Here is a 16,492-nt window from a genome sequence, read left to right on the forward strand (position 1 = left end):
TGCCGCATCTTCTGGCGGCCTGAGCGGCCGGTGCGGTTGATCTGAAATGATCATAATGCGCGGGAACGATCATGCAATCATGATTTTGCCGGCTATCCTCTCAAATCGTGCATCATGCCACGACGCAGCGAACGCCAGCCGTGTCGAACAGGCGGCGCAGGGGCTTGGGCGGCTCGTTATCGGTCACCAGAGCATGGAAGGCCGAGAGCGGCGCGACGCGGGCAACGCCGGCCTTGCCGAACTTGGAAGCATCCGCGACCGCGATTCCATGGCGGGAATGGGCCAGCGCCACCTGCCGCACCGCGATCTTCTCCAGGTCGAAATCCATCGGCGCGCCGTCATCGTCGAAGCCGCCGAAGCCGATCACCGCATAATCGACCCTGAACATCTTGAGGCTTTCGGTGGTGACGCCGCCGACGAGCGAGCCGTTCGCGCCACGGACGCTGCCGCCCGTCACGAACACGTCGAACTTGCCGTGGGAGCAGAAGATCATCGCGACGGAGACGCTGCAGGTGATGATCCGCAGAGTCATCTTGCTCAAAAGCGCCCGCGCGACGGCTTCGACCGTCGTTCCGACATCGAGATAGACCGATGCGCCGTCGGGAATCATCTCCGCCACCGCTCTGCCGATCCGCTCCTTGCCGGCGGGAGCCGTCGTCAGCTTCTGCGCGTAGCCGGGGCGGAACGTGCCGTCCGTCAGGCCGGCACCGCCGTGGAAGCGGTGCAGGTAATTGGCCTGCTGCAGCTTGATGATGTCGCGCCGGATCGTCTGGCTCGACACTTCGAATTCCCTTGCGAGCCCGTCGATCGTGACGAACCCGAGCTCCTGGACCGCCGCAAGCACGCTGCGCTGGCGGCGCGTCAGGGCAGCGGGTTTCGGGGAGGCTGCGCCGCGCGCTGACATGTCGACCTCTTGCACCTGGACGAAGAGAGCCGGGCGCGGGAGCGCCGCGCGCGGCCTGTTCGCGATTGTGGAAGATATCTTACATTTCTGCCAGCTCTATTGCGGGCGATGTCACCCTTCTCCGACATAGCGTCGGCGCAGATGCGCCTTGAACACTCCAGCGTCGAGCGGGCGGCCGGTGGCGCGGGTCAGCAACTCGTCCGTCTCGTAGAGCGAGCCCTGGCTGTGGATGTTGGTCCGCAACCAGTCGAGGAGCGGGGAGAAATCGCCGCGCCCGATGGCGGGCAGGATCTCCGGCTGGGTCCGGCAGGCTGCGTCGAAGATCTGCGCGGCCGTCATCGCACCGAGCGTATAGGTCGGGAAATAGCCCCAGCCGCCGCTCGGCCAGTGCACGTCCTGCAAGCAGCCGAGACGGTCGTCCGGCGGCGTGATGCCGAGCAGCTGCCGCATCTGCTCGTTCCAGGCCGAGGGCAGCTCCGAGAGCGGCATGGCGTCCGCAATCAGGGCCTGCTCCAGTCGATAGCGCAGGATGACATGGGCGGGATAGGTGACCTCGTCGGCATCGACGCGAATGAAGCCGGGCTGGACCCGCGTCGCATTGCGCCACAGGGCCCCGGCGTCCCAGGCCGCACCGCTCGCGCCAAAGGCCTCGCGCATCAGCGGTGCCGCGAAGCTCATGAATTCATGGCTCCGGCAGGCCTGCATCTCGATCAGCAGCGACTGGCTCTCGTGCAGGCTCATGCCGCGCGCATGGCTGACCGGCTGGCTCAACCAGGCTTGCGGGCGGCCCTGCTCGTAGAGGGCATGACCGGTCTCGTGCAACACGCCCATCAGGGCCTTGGTGAAGTCGGCCTCGTCATAGCGGGTGGTGATACGCACATCATTGTCGGCACCCCCGCAGAAGGGATGTGTCGAGATGTCGAGCCGGCCACGCTCGAAATCATAGCCGAGCGCCGCCATCATCTTCAGGCCGAGCCGGCGCTGCGCCTCGATCGGAAAGGGCCCTTCCAGACTCGGGGCGGCAGGCCGCCTGGCCTGCGCTGCCAGCGCCTCCTGCGTGAACCCCGGCAGGAAGGCCGCGAGATCGTCGAACAGCCCGTCGATCCGCTGCGCGCGGCCGCCGGGCTCGTAATCATTCAGCAGCGCATCATAGGGCGAGAGCCCGAGCCGCTCGCCCTTGGCCCGCCCGATCTCGCGCTGAAGCTTGAGCACCTCGGCCAGAAAGGGCAGCAGGCCGGCAAAATCCGAATCGGCCCGGGCCTGGCGCCAGCGCATCTCACAGGCCGAAACTGCCTTGCTCGATGCTTCGACCAGATCGCTGGGCAACGCGGTCTCGACCGTCCAGCTGCGCCGGATCTCGCGCAGATTCGCCCGCTCCCAGGCGCCAAGCGTCGTATCGGCCTCGGCTTCTGATAGCCAGTCGCCGATACGCAGCTCGGTCACCATGCCGTGGCGCAGCACATGCAGCAACGCCATGCTCTCGGCCCGCGTATCGGCCGCTCCCTTTGGCATCATCGCGTCATTGTCCCATTGCAGGATGCCAATGGCATTGGACAGGGCGGCGACGCGGCTGAAATGGGCGGAAATCTCGGCATAGGCAGTCATGGCGGAAACTCGCAATCCGGTAGCCGTAGGGCAGGGCGCAAAGTGGTGCGTCATTCCCAGGGCTTGATCAAGCGCACGGGAGCAGGCGGGCGCCTCACAAGCCCATGGATGAACTGCAGGAGATCAGCCTCGCGTCGCAGGGGCGAGGCGTGCTTCCGCGGTCGCGGTCATGAAGGCGTCGAGTGTCCGGGCGCCGGCCTCCGACAGCCTCAACCCGAGCTTGCTCCGGCGCCAGAGCACATCCTCGGCCCGCTCGGCCCATTCCGCACGCATGAGGTAGCGGACTTCGCGCTCATAGAGATCGGCGCCGAAATGCTGGCCAAGGTCAGCGAGCGAGCCTGTGCCATCAAGGATATCGCGGGCCCGGGTGCCGTAGGCACGGGCGAGCCGGGTGACGGTCTCGCGCGGCAGCCACGGATGCGCGGCACTGAGCGAGGCTGCGAGCGTATCGAAGCCGGTGACCGGAAAGTCGCCCCCCGGCAAGGGGCCGCTGACAGTCCAGCCGGGCTGCTTCGCCCAGCCCGCATGCGGCGCCAGGCGCGCGATTGCAGCCTCCGCCAGCCGGCGATAGGTGGTGATCTTCCCGCCAAAGACCGACAATAGCGGCGCCTCCCTCTCGGGTGCGTCGAGCGTCAGGACATAATCGCGCGTTGCTTCCTGAGCCATGGAGGCGCCATCGTCATAGAGCGGCCGAACGCCGGAATAGGTCCAGACGACGCCCTCACGCGTCACCGGCTGCTTGAAATACTCGCTTGCCGCCGCGCAGAGATAGTCGATCTCCTCGGCCGTGGCCGAAGCGGTCGCGGGATCGCCGTGGTAGTCGCGATCGGTCGTGCCGATCAGCGTGAAGTCGCGCTCATAGGGAATGGCGAAGACGATCCGGCCGTCGGAATTCTGGAAGATATAGCAGCGGTCATGCTCGTAGAGCTTGCGCACCACGATATGGCTGCCCTGGACCATGCGCACGGCGGCCTGCGTGTTCGAGCGGACGATCCCGTTCAGCACCTGCCCGACCCAGGGCCCGGCCGCATTCACCAGGGCCTTGGCGCGGACGCTGTTGCGCACGCCGTCCCGCACGGTCGTGATTCGCCAGGCGTCACCCTCGCGCTCGGCATGGAGCACCTTCGTGCGGGTGTGGATGTCCGCGCCGCGCGCTGCCGCGTCGGCTGCGTTCAGCACGACGAGCCGCGAATCCTCGACCCAGCAATCCGAGTACTCGAAGGCTTTCACCAGCTCCGGCTTCAGCGGCTCGCCCTGCGGGGCGTGCCGGAGGTCGATAGTGCTGGTCGGCGGCAGGAGCTTTCTGCCGCCGATATGGTCATAGAGGAAGAGACCAAGCCGCAGCAGCCAGGCCGGGCGCAGGCCCTTGTGATGCGGCAGCACGAACCGCAGCGGCCGGATGATGTGCGGCGCAAGCTGCCAGAGCACCTCCCGCTCCATCAGCGCCTCGCGCACCAGCCGGAACTCGTAATGCTCGAGATAACGCAGACCACCATGGATCAGCTTGGTCGAGGCCGAGGAGGTCGCGCTGGCGAGGTCGCTCTGTTCGAACAGGATGACGGAGGCGCCGCGGCCGGATGCGTCGCGCGCGATGCCGCAGCCATTCACACCACCGCCGATGATCGCGAGATCATATGGCTGGGCGGCAATCTCGGGAACGGCGGTCACGGCGTCTCTCCGGCTGGCGGGTGATAGTTTCAGGTTTGATTTCGTTTTGATGATGATTTTTGAATAGGTGAACCTAAAAGCGAAAGCAATGGCTCGGCCAGCACGGCGCGTTCGCCCGAATAGGGGGCGAGTTGCGGCTCAATCCCGGCGGCCGACTTCGACGAGTTGGACGGCCTCACCTTTGCATAGGGTTCGCAACGCGGGCGAGGGCAGTTCGTCGGTGACGAAGACATCGACCTCGGAAAGGTGCCCGATGCGGATCGGGGCCGCCCGCTCCAGTTTCAGCCGGTCGGCAACCAGCATCACCCGCCGTGCATTATCGATGATCGCGCGCGAGATCTTGACCTCACGGAAGTCGAAATCGAGCAGCGCACCGTCCTCGTCGATGGCCGAGGCCCCGATCACGGCATAATCGACCTTGAACTGGCTGATGAACTCGGCCGTGCTCGAGCCGATCAACCCGCCATCCGTGCGCCGGACCGGCCCGCCGGCCAACACTACGTCGATCCTGGGCTGCCGGTACAGCAGCGTCGCGACATTCAGGTTGTTGGTGATGACCATCAGGTCCTCATGTTGCATCAAGGCGCGCGCGACCTCCTCGGTCGTGGTGCCGATATTGATGAAGAGCGAGGCGTTGTTGGGAATCAGCCGGGCGGCCGCTTCGCCGATGGCGCGCTTTTCGGCCTGCGCAATGAAGCGGCGGGCCTCGTAGGCGACGTTCTCGACCCCCGAAGCGATGACGGCGCCGCCATGGATGCGGGTCATCAGCCTGCGGTCACACAGCTCGTTGAGGTCCTTGCGAATCGTCTGGGGGCTCACATCGAAGCGAGCGGCCAGCTCGTCGACGCCGACCTTTCCCTGCAATCGCGCCGTGGCCAGAATCTCGGCCTGCCGAGGGGTGCTGAGCTGATCCATGAGCCTGTCACTGCAAGTGTGATTGCGATTAGCTTTCAGTTTGCAACAAAATCACGCAAAATGTGAATGTCTGATTACGCTGCGCCAGACTCGCCCCGCCGGATCAGCGAGTCTTGAGGGAGCCCCGGAGCTGTCATGCATCAGGACGCCGATGCTGGCGCCGGAGTAGGTGCCATTTCGCGGCCGCTCCAGGCGCTGCTGGCCGCCCCATGATCGCAGCGCAACCGAGCAAGCCTCGGATCCCTATTCAGCCACGTTGGGTGAAGCGCTCGGCGGCGTAGGGGCGCGGATCGGTGAACGGCTCTTCGCCGGTCATCATTTCTCCTAGCAGGCGACCGGTGACGGGCCCGAGCGTAAAGCCGTGATGCGCGTGGCCGAAGGTGAACCAGAGCCCGTCATGCCGTGGCGCCTTGCCGATGATCGGCTTCATGTCGGGCAGGCACGGACGTGCCCCGCGCCAGGGTGCGGGATCCACCGCCTTGCCGAGCGGGAAGATGCGCCGTGCGATCTGCTCCGCCTGCTTCATCTGCCGCGTGTCGGATGGGGCGTCACGGGCCGCGAGTTCGATGCCTGTGGTCAGGCGGATGCCGCGCATCATCGGCGACAGCACGAAACCGGCCTCGGCATCGCAGATCGGGTGGTTCAGCACAGCATTGCCCTGCGCCTCGTAATGCATGTGGTACCCGCGCTTGTAGGCGAGCGGGAAACGGTAGCCGAAACGCCGACAGAGATCGTCCGACCAGGGGCCGAGCGCGATGACGGCCGCTTCGGCGCGATACTGCGCACGCGGTGTCGTAATCGCCCAGGCCGCGCCGTTCTGTTCCAGGCCCTTCGCATCGCCGGTGACGAGCTCGCCGCCACGCGCCGTAAAGAGCTTCGCATAGGCGCGGGTCACGGCGCCGGGATCGCTGACGGTGACCGGATCGCGCCAGTGCAGTGCGCCGGCGATATCGCCCTGCAGGGCCGGCTCCCGGCGATTGAGCGCCTGTCTGTCGAGGACGTCATAGGACAGTTGGAACGGACCAAGCTCGGCCGCGCCTTCGGCTGCACGTTCGAAGCTGCGCGCTGACCGGTAATACTCGATCCAGCCTTCGCGACGCATCAGCGGCTCGACCTCGGCCGGCCCCGCGAAATGCTCATGCTCGCCGATGCAGCGCTCGATCAGCGGCAGCATCTCCCGGGCGGCGCGGTTCAATCGCTCGCTTGCCGAGTGCCACCAGTACCGGGCGAGCCAGGGCAGGATCTGCGCCAGGAAATCCGGCTGATAGCGGACCGCGACCGAGCGGTTCGAGGCATAGGCCAGGATCGTGGAGAGGTCCCGCGGGAAGGCATAGGGAATCACCGAGGAACGCTCGATCAGGCCGGCATTGCCGTGGCTGGTTTCGGCGCCGGGCAAGCCCTTGTCGATCAGCGTCACCGCACGACCACGAGCCTGCAGATGCAGCGCCACGCTGACTCCGACGATGCCCGCGCCCAGCACGATGACGTCGGATTGCTTGATCGTTTGGCCCATCGCTCCTCGGCGGCATCACTCGCGTCGCGCTCGACCCAAAGGCCGGGCGACCCGTTCGAGAAGCCTCATTTTTCAGAGATATGCAAGAAAAGAAAAATCGTTTGACACTATGAAAGAAAAATTTCTTGATTGCGCCATCAACCGGGCAAACCCATGACCCAGACGCTGCGCCAGAGACTGCAGGCTTGCCTTGAAGACGGCTCCAAGGCCGACAAGGCGCTCGCGAGCTACATGCTGGCGCGCCTGAACAGCGTGCCGTTCGAAACAGCTGGGAGCCTGGCCGAAAAGGTCGAGGTCAGCGAGCCGACGGTTGGGCGCTTCTGCCGTTCGCTCGGCTACAAGAGCTTCAAGGATCTCAAGGAACAGCTCAGACAGGATATCGGCGACCGGCCCTGGCTGATCAGCGACCGGTTGCGCGATTTCCAGCAGCGCAGCCTGGCCGGCGAGGATCAGCTCGCCCGCGGCCTGCAGCTCGAGATCTCCGGCCTGGTGGCCATCTACGAGCTGGCCCAGACGGATGAATGGAAGCGGGTCGCCAGGCGGCTTGCCGCGGCTTCGGCCGTCTATGTCACGGGCTTCCAGACGGAGCGGGGCCTCGCCCAGTATCTCGCCAACCAGCTCCAGTACCTACGCGAGGGCGTCCATCTCATCGATCTTGCAGGCGGCAATTTCGCCGAGCTGCTGCTTTCGGGCGGACCGTCGCCCTGTCTCGTGATCTTCGAGGCCCGCCGCTACTCGCGCATGGCCAAGCTGCTGGCCCGCGAAGCCAAGCAGGCCGGCATCCGGACCACGCTCGTGACCGACGCGTTCTGCGACTGGGGCCGGGACCTCGTCGACGAGGTTCTCGTGGTTTCGACCGAGTTCAACCAGTTCTGGGACTCGACCGCGCAGATGGCGAGCCTCGGCAGCCTCCTGGTCAACAGCGTCTTCATCGAACTCGGCCCGTCCGTCGAGGAGCGCCTGAACAGGATGGCGACGCTCTACAGCCGATTCACGGGGCATGTGGGGGATGGTTCAGGCCCCGTCGAGTGAACGAAGACCCAACATCAATCAAAAAAGAGGGGAATGGCGTCATGACGAAGATGAAGGTGAGCGGAGCTGCCTTGGCTCTCGCGCTGGCCGGGACGGCGATCTCGGGAGCGTTGTCGGCTGTCGTCGCGCAGGAAGCGACCTTCGTGCTGACGGCACGCTGGGTCGGCGCGCCGACCTACAATCCGATCAAGGCGACGAAGCTGAACACGGCGACGACGCTGATCTATGACCGGCTGGTCCTTCAGGATGCCGACCAGAGCTTCCACGGTCAGCTTGCGACGTCGTGGGAGACTTCGGCCGACGGCAAGCAATGGACCTTCAAGCTCAAGCCCGGCGTGAAGTTCCACAATGGCGAGCCCTTCAACGCCAAGACGATCGAATGGTGGGTGCCGCAGTTCAAGGGCACCGAGAACGCCTTCACCGTCGAGGCGATCGAGCGCGTCGAGGTCATCGACGACCTCACCGTGCGCTTCCACATGAAGAACCCTGACCCGAACCTGCTCTCGAACCTCGCGAGCTCGTTCATGTGCATTCCCGAGCCGAAATCCTATCAGGCGCTCGGCGACAAGTTCGGCGTCAGCGAGGCCGTCGGCACCGGCCCCTACAAGCTGCAGCAGTTCACGGTCGGCCAGCAGACCGTGCTGGTCCGCAATGACGACTATGCCTGGGCCTCCGACCTTTCGAAGAACCAGGGGCCGGCCAAGTTCAAGAAGCTGACCTTTCGTGAGATCGCAGAGGAATCGACCGCCTATCTCGAGCTGAAGACCGGTGGCGCCGACCTGATCGTCGCCGTCCCCACGGACTTCCTGCCGCGCATGCAGGCGGACAAGTCGATCAAGGTGGTGACCATCCCGGGCACCGAGCTGGTCTACATGCCGATCAACACCAGCGTGGAGCCCTTCACCGACATCAAGGTTCGCGAGGCGACCGCCTTCGCCGTGAACCAGGCGGAGATCATGAAGAGCCTCTATGGCGGGCTCGGCGAAGTGGCCGACACCTTCCTGATCTCCTCGCTGCAGGAGTCCAAGGTCGATCCGAAATACAAGATCAGCTACGACCCCGAGCGCTCGAAGCGGCTTTTCGACGAGGCCGGCTGGAAGCTCGGCCCCAACGGTATCCGCGTCAAGGACGGCAAGCCGCTCCAGGTCAAGTTCTGGGCCCAGAATGGCACGGAATTCAAGCGACTGGCCGAGGTTCTTCAAGCCCAGCTCAAGGCGGTCGGCATGCAAGCCGACATCACGATCCTCGATTCCAGCACGATCAATTCGCAATACCGCAAGAAGACCGACCACCAGCTCGCGGTCCGCGCCTATCTCTGGACCAATGCCGATATCGTCGACTGGTTCTTCAGCGCCAAGCGCCTCGGCTATCCCAATGTCTCGATGTTCAACGATCCCGAGGCCGAGAAGCTGAACGACATCGCAATGAACAAGTCGCGCAATTGGGATGAGCGCGTCGTCAACTTCACCAAGTACCACGAATACGTATTGTCCCAGTATCCGTTCGCGCCGATCTACCAGCCGGTCCAGCTCTTTGCTCACGGCAAGCGCGTCACCATGCCGGAGAAGATCCGCGGTTCGGGTCTGTCGAGCCAGTCGATCGTCGATATCGAACCCGTCAACTGACGGGTTCGCGGACCGGTTCGAGCGGGAGAGGGCGCCGTGCTTCAATTCGCGATCAAGCGACTGCTTCTGCTCGTGCCGGTTTTCCTGGCCGTGTCGCTGGTGATCTTCCTGATCATCCATCTCGTGCCGGGCGACCCGCTCGACCACATCATCCAGGTCGGGTCGTCGCCCGAGCAGCAGGCGCAGATGATTGCGCGATACGGGCTGGATCAGCCCCTCATTGCCCAATATCTGCGCTGGCTCGGCAAGGTCGTCACCGGCGACCTTGGTGATGCGATCGTGCTGCGCCAGCCGGTGGCGAAGCTGATCGCCGAGAACCTGCCGCACAGCCTTGCTCTCGGCGGGCTCGCCTTCATGTTCTCCACGATCATCGGCATCACGGTCGGCGTGCTCGCCGCCTCCTTTCGCGACAGCCTGTTCGACCGGGCCGTGATGGGGCTGATCCTGCTCGGCTCGACCCTTCCGAGCTTCTGGCTCGGGCTGCTGATGATCCTGATGTTCGCGGTCCAGTTCGAGTGGTTCCCGGTCTCCGGTGCGCGCAGCTGGGAGGCGCTCGTCCTGCCCGTGCTGACCATCGGCATCGGCGGCACTGCGCTGATCGCCCGCGTCACCCGTGCGGCGATGATCGAGACGGCCAATCGCGACTTCGTTCGCGTGCTCTACGCCAAGGGATTGCCGTTCTGGCGCATCCAGCTCCGCCATGTCCTGCAGCATGCGTTGATGCCGGTCGCCACCATCCTTGGCCTGCGCATCGGCTGGATCCTCGGCGGCGCGGTCACGGTCGAGTTCGTCTTCGCTCGGCCGGGGCTGGGATCGCTGCTGATCACCGCGCTCGGCCAGCGCGATTATCCGCTCGTCCAGGGCTGCCTGTTGATGCTCGCCATCGCGGTGATGCTCGGCACGCTGCTCGGCGACCTTGTCCAGGCAGCCATGGATCCGCGGCTGCGCGAAGTGATGGGTGCCCGATGAGCCGGTCTTCGCTGCCCGCGCGGATCGCGCGTTCGCCACGGGGAGCGCTCAGCGCGCTCTTCCTCCTCGGGCTCGTGCTCTGCGCGCTGCTCGCCTACTGGATCGCACCCTATGACTATGCGAGCCAGAATCTGAGCCTGGCGAATTCGCCACCCTCGGCCGCCCATTGGCTCGGCACCGACGAGTTCGGACGCGACCTGCTCTCCCGCATCATCCAGGGCGCGCGCACCTCGCTCAGCGTCAGCGTGCTGTCGATCTCGCTCTCGGTCGCCGTCGGCGCATCGCTCGGCGCAGCCGCCGGTTATTTCGGCGGCGTCTTCGACCGGATCGTCACCGTCATCGTCGATCTGACCTGGTCGTTCCCGGAAATCCTGCTGGCGCTGATCCTGATCGCCATTCTCGGTCCGGGTCTGCACAGCACGGCCATCGCGATCGGCATCGCCTATCTCGCCCAGTTCACGCGCCTGACGCGGGCGCAGGTGATGACCCTGAAGAACGAAGTCTTCATCGAGGCATCGATCAATATCGGCGCCAGCCCGGCCCGCATCCTGTTCTGTCATCTGCTGCCGAATGCGATCACGCCGGTGATCGTGGCGGGAATGCTGGCGACGGGCGATGCCATCGTTCTCGAGGCTACGCTCGGCTTCTTCGGCCTGGGCGCTCAGCCGCCCCTGCCGAGCTGGGGGGCGATGATGAGCTCCGGTACGGCACAGATCTTCATCGCACCCTGGATCATCATATTTCCCGGCCTCGTCATCGCGGCGACGGTCATCGCCATCAACCTGTTCGGCGATGCCCTGATCGAGGCGCTCGATATTCGCCGGCCGCTGCGGGACGGCTGAGACCCTGCCGTCCGCCGCTTACTGTCCGTTCCGATCCGCCAGAAGAAACGTATGAGGAAGCGCCATGTCCTTCACTGTCCTGACCGCCGAATTCTCGCATGAGAGCAATACGTTCAGCCGCAAGCCGGCCGATTACGCCGCCTTCGCGTCCCGCAATATCCAGCTTGGCGACGAGGCCGTTGCGGCCCGCAGCGAGGCGAACACGCCGATCGCCGGCTTCCTCGATATCGGCCGCCCCAATGGCTGGACGGTGATCCACACGATCAGCGCCTCGGCGCAGCCCTGCGGGCCGGTGACGCGCGATGCCTATGAGCGGATCGCCAGCGTCATCATCGAGGCCGCAAAGCAGAACAAGGACCGGCTGGACGGCATCCTGCTCGGCCTGCACGGCGCCATGGTCACCGAGTTCGACCAGGATGGCGAGGGCGAACTGCTGGAGCGTCTGCGCGCCGTGGTCGGGCCGGACCTGCCGATCGGCATCACGCTCGATCCGCATGCGAATGTCACCTCCAAGATGGCCGCGCTCGCCAACATCATCGTCGCCTACAAGACCTATCCGCATGTCGATGTGCGCGACTGCGCCAGGCAGGCCGCCGGCATTCTGCAGCGCGCCATGACCGGCGAAATCAGGCCGGTCACCATTCGCGCCCATCGCCCGATGCTGGAAGAGATCAATGGCGGGCGCACCGATATCGGGCCGATGGTCGAGCGCATCGCGCGGGCACGTGCCTATGAGCAGAAGCCCGATGTCTTCGCCGTCAGCGTCAACGGCGCCTTCGGCAATGCCGATATCGAGGAGGTCGGCCCGACCGTCCTGGTGACGGGGCAGGGGGATCTGTCCGCCCACCACGCCTTCGCCGAGGAGCTTGTCCATGACATGTGGACGCGGCGCTTCGAGAGCGTGAACACCTATCTCACGGTCGAGGAGGCGGCCCGGCAGGCCAATGCCTTCGACTCCAAGGACGGCCCGCTGGTCATTGCCGATTACGCGGATAATCCGGGCGGCGGCGGCTATGGCGACTCCACCGAATTGCTGCGCGCGATGATCGCGGCCGACGTCCAGGATGCCTGCTTCGGCCCGATCATCGATCCGGAAGCCGCCGAGGAGCTGCATCGCCACGCGGTCGGTGACCGCGTCTCGATCCGGCTCGGCGGCAAGACCGATCCGCGCGTCGGGGGCGCACCGCTTGCGCTCGAAGGCACGCTTCTCTTGTTGAGCGATGGCGACTTCGTCGGTGACGGGCCGATGCTCGGCGGGCTGAAGGGAAGCTGGGGCACGACTGCCGTGCTGCGTGTCGGCGGCATCGACATCCTCGTTGCTACCTTCCCGGCCCAGATGCTCGACCTGCAGCAGTTCCGCGCCTTCGGGATCGACCCGGTTGCGAAACGGGTGGTCGGGCTGAAATCCATGCAGCATTTCCGTGCCGCCTTCGAGCCGATCGCCGGCAAGGTCGTGGTCTGCGACAGCGGTGCACTCTGCACGCCCGACCTGACCAAGCTGCCCTACAAGCATGTCCGCCGGCCGATCTTCCCGCTCGACCGCGACATGCAGCTCGCCGGCTGACCTGAGATAAGGGCGCGGCGCCTCACTGTCCCTCGGAGCGGCGACACGCAACTCCGGGGCCAGCTGGCGGCCCGCCAGCGGCATCCCTGCGTGCCATCCCGCCACCGGGTCGCTATGGTCCGGCTGTATCGGTCTTCATGTCACGCGCATCGGTTGCTTGCCGGTTGCGCTCGCATGGTCGATGGGTGACCAAGGCGGATGAGGGCTGGCCCAACGTGAATCTGAAATTCCTGGAAACCTTCGTCTGGGTTGCAAGGCTTCGCAGCTTTTCCGTCGCTGCGGACAAGCTCTGCACCACGCAGGCGTCGGTCTCCAACCGCATCGCCACCCTGGAGCGTGATCTCGGCGTCCGCCTGTTCGAGCGCGACCTGCGCAATGTCAGCCTGACACCGCACGGCCAGCGCGCCCTGGCGCAGGCGGAAGCGATCGTGCGCATGGTCAATGACTTCCAGCGCACGATCGGCGACGCCAGCAATGAGCGCGGGACGGTGCTGATCGGCGCGATCGATTCTGTCGTGTATGCTTGGCTGCCGCGGCTGATCGAGCGCGTGAAGGAAGCCTATCCGAACGTCACGATCGACCTGAACGTCGACACCAGCCTGAACCTGGCGCGCCAGATCCAGGACGGTCAGATCGATCTCGGCCTGGTCATGGGGCCGGTCGTCGCTCCCCATATCCGCAATATCGAGCTCTGCACCTTCGAATGCCTCTGGATCGCCTCGCCGAAGCTGCCCCTCAAGCCCGGCAGGCTCGCGATCGCCGATCTCGTCGACTATCCGATCTTTGCCTATTCAAAGGGCTCCCAACCGCATCAGGCCGTGCTGCGGGTGATCGAAACGGCGGGAGTTGACCCCAGCGCGATCCGCATCTTCAACTCCAACTCGCTCGCCACCATCACGCGGCTGATCCGCGACGGCGTCGGCATCGCCGTGCTGCCGCGCGTCGTCGTGCAGGAGTTCCTGGAGACGGGTGATCTACGCGTTCTCGATGTCGATGCGCGCTTGCCGCCGCTGAATTTCCACGCGGTTTTCGCCGATGATCCGGGCAACACATTACCGGCGCTGATCGCGGACATGGCCGTCGAGATCGCGGCCTCCAACTGACCATACGGCGGATGCCCAAGGAAACGGCAGGGCATGGCGCTGGCGTTCTCATAAGCAATTCTTGTCGAGGCGAACAAGAATTTCGCGTTTGCCGGGCCGGCTCGCGTTTGTTCTGCTGCGGCAACACCTGCAGGGAGAACGCCGTTGAAAGTCTCGCTCATCCAGATGAACTCGCAGGACGACAAGTCCGCGAACCTCAAGACGGCCCGGGCCATGATCGAGAAGGTCGTCGCCGAGGACCATCCCGATCTCATCGTACTGCCGGAATACTACGCCTTCCTGGACGGCAGTCCGGCGGCGATGCGCGAGAGCGCCGAGACCTTTCCGAACGGCGAGAGCTATCGCCTGATGTCGGGCCTGGCCGAGAAGCACGGCGTCACCATCCATGCCGGCAGCGTCTGCGAGCGCGACGGTGACGACTATTTCAATGCGACCCTCGTCTTCGGTCCCGATGGCAAGCAGATCGCGCATTACCGCAAGATCCACCTGTTCGATGTCGATGCTCCCGGCGGCTCGAGCTACCGTGAGTCCAACATGGTCTCGCGTGGGAAGGAGGTCGTGACCTATAAGGTCGGGGACGCCACGGTCGGCTGCGCCATCTGCTACGACATCCGGTTCCCGGAGCTCTTCCGCAAGCTGCGCGACGCCGGTTCCGATCTGATCGTGCTGCCCGCCGCCTTCACCCTGATGACCGGCAAGGACCATTGGGAACTGCTGGCCCGGGCCCGCGCGGCCGAGACGCAGACCTGGTTCCTGGCGACCGGACAGACCGGCACCCATGCGCAGGGCAAGAACGCCTGCTACGGCCATTCCATGGTCATCAACCCCTGGGGCCATATCGCCGCCCAGGCTTCCGACGGTATCGGCACGACGAGCGCCAGGCTCGATTTCGACTACACCGCCAAGGTCCGCGCTGCGGTCCCCGTCGCCAATCATCACGTCATCGGCTGACCGGAGCGCAGCATGTTCATCGTCAATCCCATGCCGGCGCAGATTCCGGCCAGCCTCGTTGCGCTGCTCGAGAAATGCGAAGTCGCGACCATCGGTCATGTCCTGCATTCAGGCTTCGTCGACCGCGAGATCCGCGCGGTGCTGCCGACCAAGCGCATCGCCGGCACGGCGGTCACCATCCGCATCCCACACGCGGATTCGACCGCGTTGCACTACCTGACCAAGCTCGTCCGTCCGGGCGATGTGGTCGTGATCGACCGCTGCGGCGACACCAAGCATGCCTGCTGGGGCGGCGTCGTCACCCACGCCATGAAGAATGCCGGAGTGGCTGCCGGTGTCATCGACGGCCCGGCCACGGATTTCTCCGAGATCGTCAAGACCGACATGCCGATGTGGTGCCGCGGTCCGTCGCCGATCACGACCAAGATCCTCGGCACCGAGGGCGCGATCAACGTTCCGGTCAGCGTCGGCGGCCAGACGATCGAGCCGGGGGATGCCGTGCTCTGCGACGAGAGCGGCATTGTCGTCCTCAAGGCCGCGACGGCCGAAGCCTATGCCCGCCGCGCCATCGAAATGCAGGAGCAGGAACTCGTCCTGCTCGAGCGCCTGCGCAAGGGCGAGAAGCTGCCCGATATCTCCGGCGCTACCGCCATGGTCGAGGGCAAGCTCGCCAGGGTCTGAATGTCCGACATGTCGAAGCGGGCGGCACAAAGCCGCTCGCGCAACCATAAACAGAGGGGAAGTCGCATGAAGACATATGCCAAGATCGCGATCGGAGCCGGGCTCGCGACCGCACTCCTGTCAAGCACCGCCATGGCCCAGCAGACCGTGACGGTGATGGCCTATTCCGGTCTCTTCCAGGAGCGCTACACCAAGGCGGTGGTCGAGCCCTTCATGAAGGCCAATCCCGGCATCAAGGTCGAATATTTCCCGATGCCGAACTCGGCCCAGATGCTGGGCAACCTGCGCGCCCAGAAGGCCGCGCCGCAGGCCGATGTCGTGATCATGGACGTCTCGGTCTCGAAGGCTGCGACCGACGAGAAGCTGCTCACCAAGATCGACGAGAAGAACACCCCGAACGTCGCCGATCTCTACCCCAGCGCGCGCATTGCCGATGTCGACGGCGTCGCCGTGACCTTCGACAACCTCGTGCTGCTCTACAACACCGATACGGTGAAGGAGACGCCGAAGTCCTGGATGGACCTCGCCGACAAGAAGTTCGCCGGCAAGGTCGCAATCCCCGGCATGCCTGACATCCAGGGCCTCTCGCTCGTGCTGATCACCGACAAGGCGCGCGGTGGCACCGACTATCTCAAGAATGTCGACAAGGGCATCGCCGCGCTCGGCGAGATCGCGCCCAACGTGCAGACCTGGGAGCCGAAGCCCGAGGTCTATGTCACGATCATCTCCGGCCAGGCGACGGTGGGCGCCGGTTGGAACGCCCGTGCGCAGGTGAACATCGACACCTCGAACGGCAAGCTCGGTGCGACCCTGCCGAAGGAAGGCAGCGTCTTCCAGATCAACACCGTCAACCAGGTCGCCGGCGGCCCCGGCAAGGATGCCGGCGCGAAGTTCATCAACTACGCGCTCAGCCCCGAGGCGCAGAAGGCTTTCACGGAAGCGATGTTCTACGCGCCGACCAATGCCAAGGCGCAGATCTCGGACGCCGCGATCGCGCGCACGGCGGTGAAGTCGATGGACAAGGTCATCCCGGTGGATTGGATCGCACTCGCCAAGGTCCGCGAGCCGATCATGGACCAGTGGCGCCGCAAGGTGATCCCGCTGAGCCGCTGAGCCAAAG

General features: G+C 65.0%; 14 protein-coding genes. 9 read left to right on the plus strand and 5 right to left on the minus strand.

Features of this window, described 5'->3' with window-relative positions; translation table 11 throughout:
* Positions 1-112: 112 nt before the first annotated feature.
* From AC1DGP_RS21430 to AC1DGP_RS21450, 5 genes are all read right to left on the minus strand, one after another.
* Positions 113-904, minus strand: a complete 792-nt coding sequence (locus AC1DGP_RS21430; RefSeq protein ID WP_441507079.1) for a DeoR/GlpR family DNA-binding transcription regulator — start codon at positions 902-904, stop codon at positions 113-115.
* Between the two features lie 111 nt (positions 905-1,015).
* On the minus strand, positions 1,016-2,509 hold the full coding sequence (locus AC1DGP_RS21435; protein ID WP_476776376.1) for a carboxypeptidase M32: 1,494 nt from the start codon (positions 2,507-2,509) through the stop codon (positions 1,016-1,018).
* A gap of 123 nt (positions 2,510-2,632) precedes the next feature.
* Entirely contained in the window at positions 2,633-4,177 is a 1,545-nt protein-coding gene (gene glpD / locus AC1DGP_RS21440; protein WP_441507081.1) for a glycerol-3-phosphate dehydrogenase, read from the minus strand.
* A gap of 138 nt (positions 4,178-4,315) precedes the next feature.
* Positions 4,316-5,092: a DeoR/GlpR family DNA-binding transcription regulator gene (locus AC1DGP_RS21445; RefSeq protein WP_441507082.1), complete on the minus strand. Its 777-nt coding sequence runs from the start codon at positions 5,090-5,092 to the stop codon at positions 4,316-4,318.
* A 247-nt stretch (positions 5,093-5,339) separates the two neighbouring features.
* Positions 5,340-6,605, minus strand: coding sequence for an NAD(P)/FAD-dependent oxidoreductase (locus tag AC1DGP_RS21450; RefSeq protein WP_441507083.1), 1,266 nt, complete (start codon positions 6,603-6,605; stop codon positions 5,340-5,342).
* A gap of 153 nt (positions 6,606-6,758) precedes the next feature.
* Here AC1DGP_RS21450 and AC1DGP_RS21455 point away from each other — a divergent pair, with 153 nt between their 5' ends.
* The 9 genes from AC1DGP_RS21455 to AC1DGP_RS21495 all read left to right on the plus strand — a co-directional run bounded on the left by AC1DGP_RS21455 (position 6,759) and on the right by AC1DGP_RS21495 (position 16,485).
* Positions 6,759-7,637, plus strand: coding sequence for a MurR/RpiR family transcriptional regulator (locus tag AC1DGP_RS21455; protein ID WP_113519031.1), 879 nt, complete (start codon positions 6,759-6,761; stop codon positions 7,635-7,637).
* Positions 7,638-7,678: 41 nt separating this feature from the next.
* Complete coding sequence (locus AC1DGP_RS21460) at positions 7,679-9,262, plus strand: ABC transporter substrate-binding protein (RefSeq protein ID WP_441507084.1); 1,584 nt, start codon at positions 7,679-7,681, stop codon at positions 9,260-9,262.
* Positions 9,263-9,298: 36 nt separating this feature from the next.
* A complete protein-coding gene (locus AC1DGP_RS21465; protein WP_441490864.1) occupies positions 9,299-10,231 on the plus strand; it encodes an ABC transporter permease in 933 nt (310 codons plus the stop codon).
* Entirely contained in the window at positions 10,228-11,073 is an 846-nt protein-coding gene (locus AC1DGP_RS21470) for an ABC transporter permease (RefSeq protein WP_069880984.1), read from the plus strand. Before AC1DGP_RS21465 ends, AC1DGP_RS21470 begins: the two co-directional genes overlap by 4 nt.
* Before the next feature lie 64 nt (positions 11,074-11,137).
* Positions 11,138-12,637, plus strand: coding sequence for a M81 family metallopeptidase (locus tag AC1DGP_RS21475; RefSeq protein WP_441507085.1), 1,500 nt, complete (start codon positions 11,138-11,140; stop codon positions 12,635-12,637).
* 185 nt (positions 12,638-12,822) lie between these two features.
* Complete coding sequence (locus tag AC1DGP_RS21480; RefSeq protein ID WP_441478019.1) at positions 12,823-13,740, plus strand: LysR family transcriptional regulator; 918 nt, start codon at positions 12,823-12,825, stop codon at positions 13,738-13,740.
* 144 nt (positions 13,741-13,884) lie between these two features.
* Entirely contained in the window at positions 13,885-14,691 is an 807-nt protein-coding gene (locus AC1DGP_RS21485) for a carbon-nitrogen hydrolase family protein (protein ID WP_441490860.1), read from the plus strand.
* Between the two features lie 12 nt (positions 14,692-14,703).
* Positions 14,704-15,372, plus strand: a complete 669-nt coding sequence (locus AC1DGP_RS21490) for an RraA family protein (protein WP_441490859.1) — start codon at positions 14,704-14,706, stop codon at positions 15,370-15,372.
* A gap of 132 nt (positions 15,373-15,504) precedes the next feature.
* Positions 15,505-16,485, plus strand: a complete 981-nt coding sequence (locus AC1DGP_RS21495; RefSeq protein WP_441507124.1) for an ABC transporter substrate-binding protein — start codon at positions 15,505-15,507, stop codon at positions 16,483-16,485.
* Positions 16,486-16,492: the final 7 nt, after the last annotated feature.

This window comes from Allobosea sp. 05T433, assembly GCF_056396065.1.

Excerpts from the sequence above, each read along its gene's own strand:
- AC1DGP_RS21455 (WP_113519031.1), top strand. The coding sequence starts at position 6,759 with ATGACCCAGACGCTGCGCCAGAGACTGCAGGCTTGCCTTGAAGACGGC.
- AC1DGP_RS21430 (WP_441507079.1), bottom strand. The coding sequence starts at position 904 with ATGTCAGCGCGCGGCGCAGCCTCCCCGAAACCCGCTGCCCTGACGCGC.
- AC1DGP_RS21435 (WP_476776376.1), bottom strand. The coding sequence starts at position 2,509 with ATGACTGCCTATGCCGAGATTTCCGCCCATTTCAGCCGCGTCGCCGCC.
- AC1DGP_RS21490 (WP_441490859.1), top strand. The coding sequence starts at position 14,704 with ATGTTCATCGTCAATCCCATGCCGGCGCAGATTCCGGCCAGCCTCGTT.
- AC1DGP_RS21445 (WP_441507082.1), bottom strand. The coding sequence starts at position 5,092 with ATGGATCAGCTCAGCACCCCTCGGCAGGCCGAGATTCTGGCCACGGCG.
- AC1DGP_RS21460 (WP_441507084.1), top strand. The coding sequence starts at position 7,679 with ATGACGAAGATGAAGGTGAGCGGAGCTGCCTTGGCTCTCGCGCTGGCC.
- AC1DGP_RS21495 (WP_441507124.1), top strand. The coding sequence starts at position 15,505 with ATGGCCCAGCAGACCGTGACGGTGATGGCCTATTCCGGTCTCTTCCAG.
- AC1DGP_RS21475 (WP_441507085.1), top strand. The coding sequence starts at position 11,138 with ATGTCCTTCACTGTCCTGACCGCCGAATTCTCGCATGAGAGCAATACG.
- AC1DGP_RS21450 (WP_441507083.1), bottom strand. The coding sequence starts at position 6,605 with ATGGGCCAAACGATCAAGCAATCCGACGTCATCGTGCTGGGCGCGGGC.
- AC1DGP_RS21470 (WP_069880984.1), top strand. The coding sequence starts at position 10,228 with ATGAGCCGGTCTTCGCTGCCCGCGCGGATCGCGCGTTCGCCACGGGGA.